The sequence below is a fragment of the Stutzerimonas stutzeri genome (assembly GCF_018138085.1).
In the GTDB taxonomy this organism is placed as follows: Bacteria; Pseudomonadota; Gammaproteobacteria; order Pseudomonadales; family Pseudomonadaceae; genus Stutzerimonas; species Stutzerimonas stutzeri_AI.
The window spans coordinates 2,308,835-2,326,396 of record NZ_CP073105.1; the positions used below are offsets into that span (position 1 = coordinate 2,308,835).

The following is a 17,562-nucleotide window of genomic DNA, read 5'->3' on the forward strand; positions in this document are numbered from 1 at the left end:
CGTGCGAAAGCAGGTCGGTTTAACAATTCGTGGGGAGATGCGTCACCATGATCGTTCAAAAAAATTTCCTGGCTGTCGTGGCGGGCGTTGCGTTGCTGGCGCAGACGCTTGTCGCTCATGCCGAACTGCCGGACTTCACGCCGCTGGTCGAGAGTGCCTCGCCGGCGGTGGTCAATATCAGCACCAAGCAGACCACGCCCGTACGCGGCGGGCCGGTGCAGATGCCTGATCTGGAAGGCATACCCCCCATGTTCCGTGACTTCTTCGAGCGCGGTATGCCGCAACAGCCGGATCGTCAGCGCGAGGTGCAGTCCCTGGGCTCGGGCTTCATCATTTCCGAAGATGGCTACATCCTGACCAACAACCACGTGGTCGCTGATGCCGATGAGATCATGGTGCGGTTGCCTGATCGTAGCGAGCAGCAGGCCAAGCTGGTCGGCGCCGATCCGCGCAGTGACGTGGCGTTGCTGAAAATCGATGGAGACGATCTGCCCATCGTGAAGATCGGCAATTCCGAGAAGTTGAAAGCGGGGGAGTGGGTCGTGGCCATCGGTTCGCCGTTCGGCTTCGATCACACGGTTACCGCTGGGGTGGTCAGCGCGACTGGGCGTAGCCTGCCGAACGAGAGCTATGTGCCCTTCATTCAGACGGACGTAGCGATCAACCCGGGCAACTCGGGCGGCCCGCTGTTCAACCTGAACGGCGAGGTGGTCGGCATCAACTCGCAGATATTCACCCGTTCCGGTGGCTTCATGGGGCTGTCGTTCGCGATCCCGATCGATGTCGCCATGGACGTGGCCAAGCAACTGCGTGAAGACGGCAAGGTCAGCCGCGGTTGGCTCGGTGTGGTCATTCAGGAAGTGAACAAGGACCTGGCCGAGTCGTTCGGGCTCGAGCGTCCGGCCGGTGCGCTCGTGGCGCAGGTCATGGACAGCGGTCCGGCAGCCAAGGGCGGCCTGAAGGTCGGCGACGTGATCCTGAGCGTCAACGGCCAGGCAATCGACATGTCCGGCGATCTGCCGCATCTGATCGGGGCGATGAAGCCGGGTAGCAAGGCCAAGTTGGAGGTGGTTCGTGATGGCGACCGCAAGACGCTGACGCTGGAGATCGGTGCTCTGCCCGAAGAGGGCGATCTGCTGGCTTCCGCTGGCGGCCAGGGCGGCGCAACGAGCAGCGACAACCGCTTGGGCGTGTCCGTGACCGAACTGACCGATGCGCAGCGTCAGGCGCTCGAAATCAGCGGCGGGGTGGTCATCAGGGAAGTCAGCCAGGGGCCTGCGGCAATGATTGGCCTGCGTCCGGGCGATGTCATCACGCACCTCAACAATGAGGCGATCAACTCGGTCAAAACCTTCACCAAGGTGGTCAAGGCGCTGCCGAAGAACCGCTCCGTGTCGATGCGTGTTCTGCGTGACGGACGGGCGAGCTTCATTACCTTCAAACTACCGAAGTAAGGTAATCCGATTCGAACAAGGCCCGCCCAGTGCGGGCCTTCTTCGTTGCGCCCGCCGCGGCGAATCGCGGCGAACTCGCTCGGCGGACACGGGTTCCATATGCCGAACAGAGCGAGGAAATCCGCATGATTCGAGCAGGACTGCTGACGATACTGCTGCTTCCGGCCGCAGCCATAGCCGCGCCCTTGGGCCTGGAGCTGGAACGGGAGCTGAATGATCTGAACGTAGATGTGCAGGTCAATGATTTTCAGGATGAGGTCGCGGCCGGCATAGAGTCGGGGCGGGTACAGGTGCTTATCACCAACCATGAGCGGTTCAAGGTGGCCTGCCAGCTCCACCCGGGCGAGACGGAGGCCTCGCCAGGCCTGGACACAACGCCCGTGACGATCATTACGCCAGAAGGGCGCGGGTCGCTGACGATGAGTGGCGAATACGGCGATGACACACTCAATGCGTTGCTGACCTGCATACGCGACGAATAACCGCTGCGGTTCATGACGGCTCGCCAGTTGACTCCGGCGATGACGGCTTGCCGGCGGCCTGGACGCAGCGATGCGGCGCATGAGTGCGCTGGGTGGAGGCGGGGTTGTTGGCCAGCTTGGCAGCGGGCCTGCGTGGACGCGCGACCAACTCACCGCCGCAGTTTGGGCAGATGAAGTCGAGCTTGTTTTTTGCGCATGTCGTACAGAACGTGCATTCGAACGAACAGATCACCGCGTCGGGTGAGTGTGGCGGCAGGTCGATGTCGCAACATTCGCAACCCGGTCGTAGCTCGAGCATGTCGATTACCTTATTTTGCGTGTCAGGCCGAATCTCCAGGCACAGCCGTGGTCCAGTGGGTGCGATGAACCGGTTCGGGGCCAGAGGTAACGGTGGCGGGGCTTTCCGGTATAGGGATGGTCTTTACGAATCGCTTAAGCTAGCGCTTTCGATCCGGCCGTGCACCTTCTTTGTGGCGCCCGGAACACGGCCCGACCGGCATCGCGCCCCATGTGCCCGTGCCCGACAATTTTCATGCTTCCATCCAGGTGGGGCACTGGAGGTAACGCTATTTTGAGTCATGCAAGTGGGGCGAAACCGGCCCGCACGGTACAGCTGCGCAGCCGCCTGCTGACCATTGCGCTCGCTGGAATACTGCCATTGGCTTTGGTCGCGGGCCTTGGCCTGGTATCGATCATCAGCGACCAGAAGCACCTGGCCAAGCAACGCAGCCTGGAGGCAACGCGCCTGGCTGCGACGGCGATCGAGCTGGAGCTGGTGCGCTCCTTGAACGTGCTGCAAGCCCTGTCGCAGTCGTCGTTGCTCGAAGAGGGGGCTATCGACAGCTTCGCTGAAATGGTGCGGCGCGTGCTGCCCACCGTTCCGGGGTGGAGTTCATTCCTGATCATTGCGCCCACCGGCGAGGTACTCCACCGCGTTTCGCTGCAGCAGGCCGCGGTAGCCGGGGGGATTGCGGAGCCCGACAGTTTTGCCGAGCTGTTGCGAACGAAGGAGCCACAGGTTGGCAACATGGGGCAGGGGCCGCGCGGGTCCTGGGGAATTCCCTTGCGTGTGCCGGTTCGGGTGGGCGAAGAGGTCCGCTACGTGCTGACCGCTGTGCTGGATCCGCGCGCCATCTCGGACGTTATCGGCAATCGCCGCTTACCGGAGGGTTGGGTGACCACGGTACTGGATGCCAATGGCTTGCGTATCGCCAGGTCCCAGCGCCATCTCGAGACGTTGGGGCAACCCGCATCCCCAACGCTGGTGGAACTGCTAAAAAAGAACAAGGCTGAAGAAGGCACCGGCATGAGCACGACCATCGAAGGCGTGTCGGCCTTTACCGCATTCGTGCGGCTTTACCCATCGCGATGGGTGGTGGCGACCGGCGTCCCCACCGATGTGGTGCAGGCCGGTGCCGTCAGGGCCTTCACGCTTTATGGCGGCGGTCTGCTGCTCTCGCTGCTGTTTGCGGTCGCCGCGGCATTGTTCGCGACCCGTCGGATCAACGGGCCGATGCGCCAACTGCGTCGGGCGGCACAGGCGATTGGCCGTGGCCAGTCGGTGCATGAAGCGCCCGAGAGCGAAATCGAAGAACTCCGCGAGGTGGGTCGCGCGCTTGTGGCCGCCGCCCAGGCGCGACGGGAGAGTGAGGCCGAGCGCGACAGCATGCTGTCGCGTCTGGAGCTTGCTCAGCAGGACCTCACCGAGCAAGTCAGCGATCTGCAAGCGTTGCAGGCGCTCGGCAACCAGTTGCTTCAATTGCCGACGTTGGATGCGCAATTGCAGACCATCGTCGAGGTGCTGTGCGAGCTGCACGGTGCCGAGCATGGCCTGCTGACCCTAAGCGAGGGCGAGGACGCGCTGCGGATCCATGCATCGAAAGGCTTTTCGCCGGCGTCGCTGGAGCAAGTGGGCGCGCTGCCAATCGAGCAACGCGTGGATGTTGCCGCCGTCCGCCAGGGGCAACGGGTGACGGTGGCCGATATCGAAGCCACACCCTGTTTCGCCGGGTTGGTGCCGATTGCCCGTGCCGAGGGTTTTCGCTCGCTGCATGCGACCCCCGTCCGGCATAGCGACGGCGGTGTGCTCGGCGTTCTGACCGTGCATCTGCGAGAGTCCCGATTGCCCACCGATCGCGAGATACGCCTGGCCGACCTCGCGGCGGGCCTCGCTGCCGTCTTCATCGATCGGGCGCGGGCGCAGACCAAGGCCGGCATGTTTGAGCAGCGCCTACAGGTCGCGCTGGATTCCTCGACGGTGCCGTTCAGCATTGTTTCGGTCATTCACGATGCGTCGGGGCAAGTGACCGATTTTCGACTGTCGTTCATCAACGCGACCGGTGCGGCGGCGCTTCGCGGCACGGTTGCGGGGCTGACCGGGCGGCGCCTGACCGACGTGCTCGGGCCGGATGCGAACGCCCAGGCGCTGGAAACGCTCATAGCGGTCGCCACCCATCAGCAACCGCACGACATCGAGCTGCGCAGCACCGCGTTTGGCGGCGAGCGCTGGGTTCGCCTGGTCGCGACGCCGTTCGATCAGAGCATCGCCGTCTGGTTTGCCGACGTGACGGATGCAAAACACCAGGAACAGGCGATCCTGGAGGCCGACCGGCGCAAGGACGAATTTCTCGCGACCCTGGCACACGAGCTGCGCAACCCGCTCGCGCCGATCCGCCTGGCTGCCGGCCTGTTTGGCGCGCCTGGCGCAACCGAAGCGCAGAAGCTGCGCAGCCAGCAGATCATCGAGCGGCAGGTGCGGCACATGGCGCTGCTGTTGGACGATCTGTTCGATATCTCCCGGATCACGCTCGGAAAGCTGGTACTGCGCAAGGAGTCGCTGAATCTCGGCGCCGTAATCGAGGCGGCGGTCGAGACAGCGCGCGCCAAGATCGAATCCAAGCAGCACGAGCTGATCGTCGAGCTGCCGGCGCAGCCGGTGATACTGGAGGCCGATCCGCTGCGGCTCGAGCAGATCCTGGTCAACCTGCTCAACAATGCTGCCAAGTTCACCGAGCCGGGCGGGCGGATTCGCATCAGCGCCACGTTGGCGAACGATACGGCGGTGGTCTCGGTGAGCGACAACGGGCAGGGCATCGCGCGTCAACACCTCAAGCTCATCTTCGAACGTTTCGCTCAGGTGCCCACCACTCATGCGCAGGTAAATACCGGACTGGGCATCGGTCTTGCGCTGGCGAAAGGCTTGGCCAACCTGCACGGCGGCGATATCCGCGTCAGCAGCGCCGGCTTGGGCCAGGGCGCGGAATTCAGGCTGAGCCTGCCGGCGCTCCCGGCGCTGGCGTCCGCATGGCAACCCGCTGCGCCGCTGGAAGTAATGCGAGATACGCGGCGCGTGCTCATCGCCGATGACAACCGGGACATTGCCGAAATCATGGCCGAAGTGCTGCGCCTCGAAGGACATGAGGTCTTTCTGGCTTACGATGGCACCGAGGCGTTCGAGCGCTATCAGCAACTCAAGCCGCAGGTGGTGCTGCTGGACATCGGCATGCCGGGACTGCGCGGCGATGAGGTCGCGCGAAGGATCCGTGCCGAAGACGCGCAGGTGCGTCTGGTGGCGATCACCGGGTGGGGGCAGCCTAGCGACAAGGAGAACGCCATGGCGGCGGGCTTCGACATACACCTGACCAAGCCGGTGGACATCTCGCGTCTGGTGGACGTGGTAGGAGGTTGAGCGGAGATTCGCACGCCGGGCTATCTTCCGCCGAGCAACTGCGGTAAAACGTCGCAGTGTTTCGGTGTCGGGTGTCGCGCCTCTGCGATACGGGCGAGACCGAAGGATTTCGGCACTTGAGTGCCGACGCTGTAGCCGTCGGGCGCTTTGAGCGCTCGGCGCGTGATATCGGGAGAGACTGCCTCGGCTTCGCCGTACGCAGCGCCGAAGGAGCAACCGCCCCGGAAACTCTCAGGCAAAAGGACCGATATCGCTTGTGAACTCTGAAGAGTCGCCGGGTCGTCGTCCGGTGCACCGAAGGAGCAAGTGGGCCCCGCCCATGAAACTCTCAGGTCCAGAACAGAGGGGGCGCTCGATCCGCTTATTGCGGACGGGCTCTAACCTCCCGACGTTCTGGAGCTTCAAAGATGAAAACGATCGCTGTGATTGGTGGCGGTATCACCGGCATCACTACCGCCTATGCGTTGGCCAAGCGTGGATTCGCCGTCACCCTGTTCGAAAAGCACCGCTACGCGGCGATGGAAACCTCCTTCGCCAATGGTGGCCAGCTCTCCGCGTCGAACGCCGAGGTCTGGACGCATTGGTCCACCATCCTCAAGGGCATCAAGTGGATGCTCAAGAGCGACGCGCCGCTGCTGGTCAATCCCAAGCCCAGCTGGCACAAGCTGTCCTGGTTCGCCGAGTTCATCGGCTCGATTCCGCAATACCGCCAGAACACCATCGAAACCGCGCGCCTGGCCATCGCTGCACGCGAGCACCTGTTCGCCTGGGCCGAGGAAGAGGGCATCGACTTCGACCTGAAGAAGGCCGGCATCCTGCACATCTACCGCGACAAGGCCGGCTTCGACCACGCAGCCAAGGTATCCACACTACTGGCCCAGGGCGGCCTGCCGCGCCGTAGCGTGACATCGGAGGAAATGCGTGCCATCGAACCGACGCTTGCGGGGCAATATTACGGGGGCTATTACACCGAGTGCGATTCCACCGGCGACATCCACCTATTCACCAACGGCCTCGCGGCGGCGGCCATTCGCCTGGGTGTCGAGTGCCGGTACGGTCAGGATGTGAAGGGCGTGGCGACCGATGGCAGGCAGGCCAGCGTTATCCTCGGCACGCCGGGTGGCGACGAAACCCTGCAGTTCGACGGCATGGTGGTCTGCGCCGGTACGGCCAGCCGGGCGCTGGCAGCGCAGTTGGGCGATCGGGTGAACATCTACCCGGTCAAGGGCTATTCGATCACCGTCAACCTCAACGACGAGGCCAGCCGTGCCGCCGCGCCGACCGTCAGCCTGCTGGACGACGAAACCAAGCTGGTCACCAGCCGCCTCGGTGATAATCGCCTGCGGGTCGCCGGCACCGCCGAGTTCAATGGCTACAACCGCGACATTCGCGCTGATCGGATTCGCCCCTTGGTGGACTGGGTCGCCGAGTGCTTCCCCGGTGTCAGCACCCAGAGCGTCGTGCCCTGGGCAGGGTTGCGTCCGATGATGCCGAACATGATGCCCAAGGTCGGCCGCGGCAGTTCGGCGTGCGTGTTCTACAACACCGGTCACGGCCACCTCGGCTGGACCCTTAGCGCCATCACCGCCGACATGATCGGCGACGTGGTGAGCCAATCGATGGGCTCGGTCGTTGCTCCGATCTCTGCCAGCCGGCAGCCGGTCCACGCATAAAGGTGGCGACCTTGGTTGCGGCGCTCGCCGCAATCAGGGTCTGATCAGTCGTGATGGTTGTAGCGATGGCGTGTCATCGCTCCGGCCGATCAGCTCGTCTCGGCCGTGACCCTGGCTATGGCGCCCAGTAGCGCCGCCTGCGAAAAAGGCTTGGCCAGTAACGGCAACTGCTCGGCAGCAGTGCCCGCTGGAAACTCCGCATAACCGCTGACCAGCAGAACCGGCAGGCTCGGCTGCAGGTTGCGCACTTCCTGCGCCAGCTGCGCGCCAGTCATCTTCGGCATCGCATGGTCGGTGATGAGCAGATCGAATCGCGTCTCGCGGACCTGATCGAGGGCCTGCGCGGCCGAATGCACGGTGGTCACCTGATGGCCTTCGTCACGTAGCATCTCGGCGGTGTTGAACAACACCAGCACATCGTCGTCCACCGCAAGAATGTTCAGGCCGCACCCCTTGTCTGTGCTCTGCTCGGGTGCTGGCTCGGTGATCACCAACTGATGGATGTCTTCCTTCGCCGGCAGCCAGATCTGCGCCGTGGTGCCGACGCCCACTTCGCTGCGAAGCAGCAATTTCCCTCCCGATTGCTCAGCGAACCCATGCACGATGGACAGCCCGAGGCCGGTGCCCTTGCCCACACCCTTGGTGGTGTAGAAGGGCTCGGTGGCGCGCTGCAAGGTGGCTTCGCCCATGCCTTCGCCTTCGTCGGTTACCGCCAGGCACAGATAGAGCCCGCCAGCGAGCCCTTGCTCGATATCGATGCGTTCGCAGTGAGCGCTGATGAGGATGCGGCCCTGTTCGCCGATGGCGTCACGGGCGTTGAGGACCAGGTTGAGCAATGCGGTCTGCAATTGGTTGGGATCGGCCTCGATGCTGGGCAGATTCGCTTCGACCTGCGTCTCGATGATTACCGTGGGATCGAGCGAGCGCTCGAGCAGCTCGGTCATTTCCTCGATCAGTTGGCCGGGCTGGATTCGTTCAGCCTGCAATTCCTGCTTGCGCGCGAAGGCCAGCATGCGGCGGGTGAGTGACGCACCGCGCTCGGCGCCAATGCGGGCGTTGTCGATCAGCCGCAGCAGAGGCGAGTCGTCCGGCACCCGTTTGCGCAGCAATTCCAGGTTGCCCATCACGGCGGTCAGCAGGTTGTTGAAATCGTGGGCGATGCCACCGGTCAGGTTGCCCAGCGCCTCCATCTTCTGTGCCTGTTGCAGCGCTTGCTCGGCCTCGATCCGAGCCGTGCTGTCCACGGCTTCCGGGACGATCCCGACCACACGGCCGGCGGCATCGAGCACCGGCCGCATGGAGAAGTCGAACGAACGCGTGCCGATCGGCAGTCGCAGCTGCATGTGCATGTTCTCGCTGCCCCCGTCGATGGCGTTGGCGACGCAAGCCATCACGACCGGTGGCATTCCGGGCGTCGCGGTGAACCAGGGCGTATCCCAGAAGGGTAGGCCGACAACATCGTCGCGTTGGGCTGCGGCGGCGGTCAATGATGTCGGGTTGGCGTAGACCACCGTGCCATCGACGCTCAGCAACCACTGGTAGAGGTGAGAACTGGCGGCGACGGTGCGAATCTGCGCTTCGCTCTGCGCGAGCGCGGCGGTGCGCTCGGCGACCTGACGTTCCAGCTCCCTGCGAAATCGCTGTTCGGCACGGCGCACGGCGGCTTCCGAGCGTACCCGCTCGATGTGTGCCCAGGAGCGCTCCGTGACCTCGGCGAGCAGAACCAGCTCTTCGGTCTTCCAGACCCGCGGACTTTTGTCGTGAATGGCCATCAATGCGGTCAGCTTGCCTTCCTTGATCAAGGGCATGCAGCTGGTGGCCGCCAGACCGAGGTCGAGGAAAGTCGCCGCTTCGTGGTCCGGCAATTGTGCCGCGGTGTCGTGGAGGACCAGTGGCAGGCCGGCACGCAGTTTGCGCAGGGCCAGCTGACCGAAGTCGGCGAGGCGATAACGGCCGACGATGCCAGTGGCGCCGGGGGTCGTCCAGTTGCCGCGAATGGTGAAGCCGTCCTCGTCCGGGTCCATGTCGGCATAGGCGCAGACCGAGGCGCGCAGATGCTCGCCGAGCAGCTGGGTGGTGATCGCCAGGATGGTATCGGCGTCGGTGCTGGCGGCGATCGCCTTGCCCAGCACGTCGAGAAACTGCATGCGCCGCTCTGCCAGGGCCCGTTGGGTAACGTCGTGACCCTCCAGGAAGATGCCGCTGACGTTGCCGTCGCTGTCGATCACCGGCTGGAAGACGAAGTCGAGGATGAAGCGCTCCTCGGCTTCGCCCAGGCTGTGCTGGATGGCCATCTCCACCGAGCTACCGACATAGGCGACGCCGGTGTGGTAGACCTGATCCAGTAGTTCGACATAACCCTGCCGGGCGATCTCGGGAAGCGCTTCGCGCACAGTCAGGCCGATCAGCTTGCGGTTGCCGACCAGCTTGGCGTAGGCCGGGTTGACCATCTCGTAGCGATGTTCCGGGCCGTTCAGCATCGCCATGATGCCGGGCGCCTGTTCGAACAACTGCGTCAGTCGATTCTTCTCGGCCAGCAGGCGACGTTCGGCCCTGATGCGCTCGGTGGTCTCCACCACGAAGGCGATGACGCCGGCCGGGCGGCCGCTCTCGTCCAGTACCGGCGAGTAGTCGAGGTTCATCCAGACCTGCTCGGGGCGGCCGTTGCGGTGCAGGGTGAGCTCCTGGTCCTTGTATGCGAGCGTGCCGCCAGCCAGGCAGACCTTCATGACGTTGTCATTGAAGTCCGCCACTTCCGGCCAACCCTTGCGTACCTCCGATCCGAGCAGCTGGGGGTGCCGGCCGGCGGCGAACACCGAATAGGCATCGTTGTAGAGCATGATGCCCTTGCGGCCCCAGAGCAGCACCATGGGTACCGGCGACAACAGCAGCATGCCCGTCACGGTCTTCAGGCTCTGCGGCCAGCTGTCAGGTGGGCCGAGCTCGGTGTCGGACCAGCCACGAGTGCGGATGAGTTCGCCCAACTCGCCGCCGTCTATGGGAAATACATACGAGTTGATGGCTTCGTGCGCGACGCTTGCTTCAGCTGTCATCGAAAAATGTTCCAACCTGAGATGCGCTTTGCTGGCTACCCTGCCATCGGATGAGGTGCACAACGCGGCTGCCGTGCGGCCTCCACGCCAGAAACCGATGGCCTGATAGCGCTTTGATTGCAATGGTGAAGCAAAGTTGAACGACGGGCCCGGAAATATGCGCTACGTCACGTTCAGTCGTCGCGAGTCAGCACTTCCAGAAGTTCGATTTCGAACAGCAGATTGGAATTCGGCTTTATGTGTTCGCCGATCTGGCGCTCGCCATATGCGAGGTGGGAGGGGACGAAGAGCTTGCGTTTGCCGCCTACTCTCATGCCCATCAGGCCCTGGTCCCAGCCCTTGATCACCCGGCCGGTGCCGATCACGCACTGGAAGGGCTTGCCGCGCTCATGGGAGGAATCGAAGGTGGTGCCGTCCTCCAGTTGGCCACGGTAATGCGTGGTGATCAGTGCGCCCTTGACCACGGCCTTGCCGTCGCCGTGCACGATGTCCTCGATCTGCAGTTCGTCACTCATGGGCTTTTCTCTGGGGTTGTCTAGACCAGCACCTGACGGGTGCTGGCGATAAGTCTGTGCACCTGCTTCTCCACACTCGGGGCGGTGGGCGTATCGGGACCTCGGCCGCGCGGGCAGGGCAGGCTGGCCGTGGTGCCGAACAGCCGACAGATCAGCGGGCGCTCGTCATAGGCTTCGCAGCCGTTTGGCCCGAGGTGTACGCAATTCCACTCGGCCAACGCCTTGTCGTGCTCGATGGCGCTGCGCACGGGCAGCCTTGCCATTTCTTCCGAGGAGGCGGTCACCGGGCCACAGCAGTCATGGCAGCCGGGTTCGCAGGCGAAACCCGGGATCTGGCGGCGCAGCTGATCGATCTTGCGCTGGGTGCAGCTCATGAGGTCATGACGGAGGGGCGAGAGAGGTGGTGGGCGCGCATGGTACGCGACCACGGGTGTGACGTGTATCTCACCAACGCGTCGAGGCTAAACGCTCTCGACGATGTCGTCCCAGTCGTGATGCTTCTTGATGTAGGCCGCGACGAACTCGCAGACCGGCACGATGCGCTTGCCCTGCTGGCGGGTGTCGTCCAGCGCTCCACGCACCAGCAGGCTGCCCAAGCCTTGCCCCTCGAGGCTCTGGTCCACCTCGGTATGGGTGAAGACCCGGCGCGAGCCGTCCGATTGGTATTCGGTGAAGCCCAGCTCTTGCCCACCAACCTCCAGTACATAACGGTTGGCCGCTTCGTCGTGCCGCACGCGTGCGTTTTCGTTGTCGCTCATGCTTGTGCTCCTGTTGCCAAAAGGGTTTTTGCAGCCGTGCCGGGAGGGGCGTCGATTACAACGCGTCGACCAGCGCCCGGCCCAAGTCGCAGCCGCGTTGCAGCGCATCCTCGAAGCTGCGGTAGTGCTCGGCCTGGTCGACACTGACCGGAACGATGATTTCGCGATCCTTGACCACCTCGGCGCCCACGGCCCAGAGCGTCTCGCCGAAGGTTTCGTATTCGTAGCCGGTAATGTGCACGATCACGTCGTAGCCGCGATAGCCCAAGCGATGGCTGTGCGGAATCTGGTGGTCGCTGCCGCTCGGGATATGCCCGGGCGTCTCGAAATAGGGCTGTTCCGCGTCCGGTTTGACGGCCTTGGTCATTGCTGGGCCTCCTGTGCGTGGCTGATCGGATGGCTTGTCAGGATTGGGCCGGGCCGACAGCCCATCGTTCCCCTGGCCAGAAAAAAGCGCACCAGCCTCTGTAGGAACGGGCTCTGCCCGCGATCCCGGGGTTCGGTTTACGCCCCGGTATATCGCCCACAACGTTCGCAGGCAGAGCCTGCTCCTACGCGATGCCTGAGGCCCGAATTCGCAACGCTAACTTGTAGGAGCGGGCTCTGCCCGCGATCCCGGGGGTTCGGTTTGCCTCGGTATATGACCCCACCAACGGTCGCAGGCAGAGCCTGCTCCTACACGCGATGCCGGAGACCCGAATTCGCAACGCCAACCTGTAGGAGCGGGCTCTGCCCGCGATCCCGGGGTTCGGTTTACGCCTCGGTATATGGCTCAACCAACGGTCGCAGGCAGAGCCTGCTCCTACACGCGATGCCTGAGGCCCGAATTCGCAACGCTAACCTGTAGGAGCGGGCTCTGCCCGCGACCCACTTGCGGCGTGCGCTGGATCGCGACCTAGACCGAAGTAGTGGGTGACCGACCAGCAAGTCGCATGGCGCTGCCGGCGCGGCTGACTAGCATGGGTCCATAACTACAAAACCGAGAGGCCCTCATGGCTCGCCGCGCCTGTTTGCCGTCATCGTTGCGCACCTTCCTGGTGTGGCTGTGCCTGTTGGCTAGCCCATTGCTGGCTGCGCAGGAGCTGGACGAGCAAATCCTGCAGCTGTTTCCCAAGGCGACGCGCATCGAGCCGAAGCAGGACAATCCGCCGGTCTACAGCGCCTACCAACTCGACGATCTGCTCGGCTACGCCTTCGAGTCCACCGATTATTCCGATCTCCAGGGCTTTTCCGGCAAGCCGATCAGGCTGTTGATCGGCATGAATCCTCAGGGTGTGCTCACCGGCGTGCGGGTGCTGGAGCACCATGAGCCGGTGTTTCTGCATGGTCTGGGCGAGCAGGCGCTGTTCGATTTCGTCGACCAGTATCGGCAGCAATCGATCACCAAGCCCATCGTCGTCGGCGGCCGCGAAGGCACCGCCACCAGCAACGACTCGGTCACCCGCATCGATGGCGTGAGCAAGGCCACGGTATCGGTGGTGATCGTCAACGAAACCGTGCTGCTCTCGGCGCTGAGCGTGGCGCGGCAGCTGCTCGAGGGCTTTGCCGGCGGTCCGCTGGCCACCCCGAAGCCTGACCTCTACGAGCCGCTCGACTGGGACGCGCTGCTTCAGCGCGGCTACGTCCAGCACTGGACGGTGAGCCGCGAGGAGGTGGAAGCGGACATCGGTCATTCCCTCGACGGCTACCAGGCGCTGGATACCGACAGCGATGACCCCTTCAGCGAGCTGTATTTCGCCTACCTGAACGCACCGATCATCGGCCGCAATCTGCTCGGTGAGGCGGGGTTCGAGAGGCTGATGACCGAGCTGCAGCCCAACGAACAGGCGTTGCTGGTGCTGTCGTCCGGGCTGTACCCGCACGTGCCGGACGACTTCGTGCCCGCGACCGCCCCGAGCCGGCTGGTGCTGATGCAGAATGAGCATCCCATCGACCTGCAGGACATGAACTTCAACAACGGTGCGGTCATGGATCTGCTGGACGCGCCGGTCGAGCCAGCCGAAGCGCATATCTTCCGGATCAAGGCGCACAACGACTTCAACCCCGCCGAGCCGGCCGGGCTGCGGCTCAACGTCAAGCTGCAGCGCAACCATCTGGTGGAAACCAATACCCAGCTCACCCGCGAGTTCCAGCTCGATCCGGCGCTGTTCGACATTCAGGAAGCCCAGGTCGTGGCCGAGCCGGTGCCGATCTGGTTGCATATGTGGCAGGAGCGCTGGTGGCAGGTCGGCCTGGTCGGGCTGGCGCTGATGGTGCTGACGGGCGTGTTCATCTGGCAGCACCGGATAAGCCGGCACAGCCGCGGTTTCCAGCTGTTTCGCGCCGGTTATCTGCTGTTCACCCTGTTGTTCATCGGGCTCTACGCCCAGGGCCAGCTCTCGGTCGTGAACATCTTCACCTTGCTGCTGGCGCTGTGGAAAGACTTCGATATCCGCGTGTTCCTGATGGATCCGGTGATCTTCATGCTCTGGAGCTTCACCTTCGTCAGCCTGTTCCTCTGGGGGCGCGGGGTGTTCTGCGGCTGGCTGTGCCCGTTCGGCGCCTTGCAGGAAATGCTTGGCTGGGTCGCCAAGCGCCTGCGGATTCGCCAGTGGAAGATTTCCGACCGCACCCATTCGCGCCTGCAATGGCTCAAGTACCTGATCCTCGTCGGACTGGTGCCGGTGGCCTTCTATTCACTGACCCTGGCCGAGCGGCTCGCCGAGGTCGAACCCTTCAAGACCAGCATCACCTTGTTCTTCGTGCGCTCCTGGCCGTTCGTGCTCTATGCCGTGGTGCTGCTCGGGCTCGGGCTGTTCGTGCATAAGTTCTATTGCCGCTACGTCTGCCCGCTGGGCGCCGGGCTGGCGATCCTCGGCAAGTTCCATCTGTTCGCCTGGCTCAAGCGAATCGACCCCTGCGGCCAGCCCTGCCAACACTGCAAGAACCACTGCGAGATCGGTGCGATCAAGCGTGACGGGCGCATCGACTACGACGAATGCATCCAGTGCCTGGAGTGCATCGTCATCCTCAACAATGACGATCAGTGCGTGGCCACCATCAGTGCGCGCAAGCGGGCGGAAAAGGCCGGGCGGCATGCCCAGGGCGAGCTGATCGCCACCGACGCCATGGCGCCGCACGCGCTGCCTGCGCCTTGATGCCGCGCGGGGCGCAGGCGGTGGTCAGCTGACCGGCTGGTTCTGCAATGCTGCACAGCGGATCTGCGCCCATGGCTATTGTTCGCCCGCACCAGTTCGCTAGCATCGGACGCCTTTGGCGCATCGGCTGGCCCGGTCCGCCCGTACCCCTTGCTGTGAAGAGGCCCCCATGGCTGAACGTGAAATCGTCGTTGTCGGTGCGGTGCGCACCCCGATCGGCTCCTTTGGCGGCGCGCTGAAGGATGTCGACCTGATCACTCTTGCCACCACGGCCTGCCGCGGGGCGCTGGAGCGCTCCGGTACCCCGGCCGATGCGGTCGGCCATGTGGTAATGGGCAACGTGATCCCCACCGAGCCGCGCGATGGTTACCTGGCGCGCGTGGCCTCGGTGGACGCCGGCATTCCGCTGGAAACGCCGGCCTTCAACGTCAACCGCCTGTGCGGCTCCGGCCTGCAGGCGGTGATCTCGGCGGCGCAGTCGATCCTGCTCGGCGACACCGATGTGGCGATTGGCAGCGGTGCGGAGAGCATGAGCCGCGGGCCTTTCATCCTGCCGAACCTGCGCTGGGGCGCACGTCTCGGCGACAGCCAGGCGATCGATTACATGAACACGCTGCTGCACGATCCCTGGGGCAAGTTCCACATGGGCGTGACGGCAGAGAACGTCGCCGAGCGCTATGGCATCAGCCGCGAACAGCAGGACGTGCTGGCGCTGGAAAGCCAGCAGCGCGCCGCCCGTGCCATCGAGCAAGGACGTTTTCGCGAGCAGATCGTCCCGGTAGCCGTCGAGACGCGCAAGGGAACTGTCCACTTCGAGGCCGACGAGCACGTCCGCGCGGACCTGACCGCCGAGCGGCTCGCGGCATTGAAGCCGATCTTCAAGAAGGAGCACGGCACCGTGACCGCTGGCAATGCCTCGGGCCTCAACGACGGCGCCGCGGCGCTGGTGCTGGCTGAGGCGGGGCGGGCTCGCGCCTTGGGTTTACAGCCCATGGCACGCCTGGTCGGTTATGCCCACGCCGGCGTCGACCCGGCTTATATGGGCATTGGTCCGGTGCCCGCGGTACGCAAGCTGCTGGAGCGCACCGGCATCCACCTGGAGCAGATCGACGTGATCGAAGCCAACGAAGCCTTCGCCGCTCAGGCCTGCGCGGTGATGCAGGAGCTGGAGCTGGACCCGGTGCGGGTCAACCCCAACGGCTCCGGCATTTCCCTCGGGCATCCGGTGGGCGCGACTGGCGCGATCATCAGCGTCAAGGCCATTCATGAGCTGCAACGCATCGGCGGCCGCTATGCGCTGGTGACCATGTGCATCGGCGGCGGGCAGGGGATCGCGGCGCTGTTCGAGCGGTGCTGAGCGCAAGCGTTCGCGTTTGTCGGGCATGGCCATTTCGATTGAAGATTCCGCCGGGATAGCCGACAACCTTCGGCGAGGGTGATAACTACGCCAAGAGAACCGGCTTCCCACAGGACTATTCATGAACAACGCATCCGCCACCGACGCCTTATCGCTTCTGCTGTTCACGCTGCGCAGCGGCAAACAGATGGCGATCAACCTGTTGAAGGTCAGCGAGATCATTCCGACGCCGTCATTGACCCGGCTGCCCGAATCCCATCCCCATGTGCGCGGCGTCGCCACCTTGCGGGGGCAGCCGTTGTCGGTAATCGACCTGAGCCTGGCCATCGGCATGGCGCCGTTGCAGGACCCAAAAGGTGGCTGCTTGATCGTTACCGAGATCAGCCGCTCGAAGCAGGGGCTTCATGTGCAGGCGGTGGTCAAGATCGTGCACATCCAGTCGTCGAAGATCCTGCCGCCGCCCTACGGTGCACGTAGCAACTCCTTTATCACCGGCACGGCGGAAGTCGATGGCGAGCTGATCCAGATCCTCGACGTGGAAAAGGTCATCCATAACATCGCACCGGTGCCGGACGATGCCGACATTTCCGACCTCGATGATCAGGACGCCCAATTGCTCACCGAAACCCGCGCCCTGATCGTCGATGACAGCCAGGTGGCGATTCATATGTCTGTGTCGGCGCTGACCAAGATGGGCGTGACCTGCCATGCGGTGCGCAGTGCACGCGAAGCCTTCGAAACGCTCGATCGCCTCAAGGACAGCTACGAGGCGATCAACGTAGTGGTCTCGGACATCGAGATGCCGGAGATGGACGGCTACTCATTCACCCAGGCGCTCCGCAAGCACCCCGATTACGCCTCGATCTATGTGCTGTTGCACACCTCGCTGGACAGCACCATCAGCACCGACAAGGCCAAGGCCGCCGGCGCCAACGACATCCTCACCAAGTTCTCCCCGCCGGAAATGGCCAAATGCATGCTGCGCGCGGCGCGGGTCATCCATCTCGGCGAGGATGCCTCGGTCGCCTGAGCGAGCTGGCATCCGGGTAGCGCACCGGCTTTGTAGGAGCGGGCTCTGCCCGCGACTCGGGGGTTCGGTTTACGCCTCGGTGCATGACCTCCACCCCGTTCGCAGGCAGAGCCTGCTCCTACACACAATGCGTCGCAAGGCAGCCATGCGGACCTGTAGGAGCGGGCTCTGCCCGCGATCCATGGGTTCGGTTTACGCCTCGGTGCGTGATCGCCACCTCCGATCGCAGGCAGAGCCTGCTCCTACACGCGATGCTTCGCGAGGTGGCCATGCGGACCTGTAGGAGCGGGCTCTGCCCGCGACGCAGGGGTTCGGTTTACGCCTCGGTGCTTGATCGCCACCTCCGATCGCAGGCAGAGCCTGCTCCTACACGCGATGCGAAGGCCCGTGTTCGCAAGGCGGCCATGAGGGCCTG

13 protein-coding genes and 2 riboswitches are annotated in these 17,562 nt (G+C 64.0%); of the genes, 7 read left to right on the forward strand and 6 right to left on the reverse strand.

The genetic code is table 11. The features are described from left to right. Positions 1 to 47 precede the first annotated feature (47 nt). Entirely contained in the window at positions 48 to 1,454 is a 1,407-nt protein-coding gene (locus KCX70_RS10740; RefSeq protein WP_212620160.1) for a DegQ family serine endoprotease, read from the forward strand. Between the two features lie 125 nt (positions 1,455 to 1,579). Then, positions 1,580 to 1,936 carry a hypothetical protein gene (locus tag KCX70_RS10745; RefSeq protein WP_212620161.1) on the forward strand — a complete coding sequence of 119 codons (357 nt, stop codon included), beginning with the start codon at positions 1,580 to 1,582 and terminating at the stop codon, positions 1,934 to 1,936. A gap of 10 nt (positions 1,937 to 1,946) precedes the next feature. Here the strand turns inward: KCX70_RS10745 and KCX70_RS10750 are convergent, their stop codons facing one another. Beyond that, positions 1,947 to 2,234 (reverse strand): DUF1272 domain-containing protein, encoded by a 288-nt coding sequence (locus KCX70_RS10750; protein ID WP_212620162.1) that lies wholly within the window; start codon positions 2,232 to 2,234, stop codon positions 1,947 to 1,949. A gap of 273 nt (positions 2,235 to 2,507) precedes the next feature. On the opposite strand from KCX70_RS10750, the gene KCX70_RS10755 reads away from it, so the two are divergent. Both KCX70_RS10755 and KCX70_RS10760 read left to right on the forward strand, forming a co-directional pair. Continuing rightward, complete coding sequence (locus KCX70_RS10755; RefSeq protein ID WP_212620163.1) at positions 2,508 to 5,624, forward strand: ATP-binding protein; 3,117 nt, start codon at positions 2,508 to 2,510, stop codon at positions 5,622 to 5,624. A gap of 159 nt (positions 5,625 to 5,783) precedes the next feature. Then, positions 5,784 to 5,881, forward strand: a riboswitch (glycine riboswitch). A 4-nt stretch (positions 5,882 to 5,885) separates the two neighbouring features. Further along, positions 5,886 to 5,969: riboswitch (glycine riboswitch) on the forward strand. Between the two features lie 62 nt (positions 5,970 to 6,031). Next, positions 6,032 to 7,297 (forward strand): D-amino acid dehydrogenase, encoded by a 1,266-nt coding sequence (locus tag KCX70_RS10760; protein WP_212620164.1) that lies wholly within the window; start codon positions 6,032 to 6,034, stop codon positions 7,295 to 7,297. Positions 7,298 to 7,386: 89 nt separating this feature from the next. Here the strand turns inward: KCX70_RS10760 and KCX70_RS10765 are convergent, their stop codons facing one another. From KCX70_RS10765 to KCX70_RS10785, 5 genes are all read right to left on the reverse strand, one after another. Continuing rightward, positions 7,387 to 10,350 (reverse strand): PAS domain-containing protein, encoded by a 2,964-nt coding sequence (locus KCX70_RS10765; RefSeq protein WP_212620165.1) that lies wholly within the window; start codon positions 10,348 to 10,350, stop codon positions 7,387 to 7,389. Between the two features lie 173 nt (positions 10,351 to 10,523). After that, positions 10,524 to 10,865, reverse strand: a complete 342-nt coding sequence (locus KCX70_RS10770) for an FKBP-type peptidyl-prolyl cis-trans isomerase (protein ID WP_212620166.1) — start codon at positions 10,863 to 10,865, stop codon at positions 10,524 to 10,526. Positions 10,866 to 10,885: 20 nt separating this feature from the next. Further along, positions 10,886 to 11,239, reverse strand: a complete 354-nt coding sequence (locus KCX70_RS10775; protein ID WP_021208110.1) for a YkgJ family cysteine cluster protein — start codon at positions 11,237 to 11,239, stop codon at positions 10,886 to 10,888. An 87-nt stretch (positions 11,240 to 11,326) separates the two neighbouring features. Beyond that, complete coding sequence (locus KCX70_RS10780; protein WP_212620167.1) at positions 11,327 to 11,623, reverse strand: GNAT family N-acetyltransferase; 297 nt, start codon at positions 11,621 to 11,623, stop codon at positions 11,327 to 11,329. Between the two features lie 55 nt (positions 11,624 to 11,678). Next, on the reverse strand, positions 11,679 to 11,990 hold the full coding sequence (locus tag KCX70_RS10785; protein WP_212620168.1) for a hypothetical protein: 312 nt from the start codon (positions 11,988 to 11,990) through the stop codon (positions 11,679 to 11,681). A 625-nt stretch (positions 11,991 to 12,615) separates the two neighbouring features. Between KCX70_RS10785 and KCX70_RS10790 the strand changes: the two genes are divergently transcribed. From KCX70_RS10790 to KCX70_RS10800, 3 genes are all read left to right on the forward strand, one after another. After that, positions 12,616 to 14,760 carry a NosR/NirI family protein gene (locus KCX70_RS10790; protein WP_212620169.1) on the forward strand — a complete coding sequence of 715 codons (2,145 nt, stop codon included), beginning with the start codon at positions 12,616 to 12,618 and terminating at the stop codon, positions 14,758 to 14,760. Positions 14,761 to 14,929: 169 nt separating this feature from the next. Continuing rightward, complete coding sequence (locus KCX70_RS10795) at positions 14,930 to 16,117, forward strand: acetyl-CoA C-acyltransferase family protein (protein WP_212620170.1); 1,188 nt, start codon at positions 14,930 to 14,932, stop codon at positions 16,115 to 16,117. Positions 16,118 to 16,238: 121 nt separating this feature from the next. Next, on the forward strand, positions 16,239 to 17,147 hold the full coding sequence (locus tag KCX70_RS10800; RefSeq protein ID WP_102845964.1) for a chemotaxis protein CheV: 909 nt from the start codon (positions 16,239 to 16,241) through the stop codon (positions 17,145 to 17,147). The last annotated feature ends 415 nt before the right edge of the window (positions 17,148 to 17,562 follow it).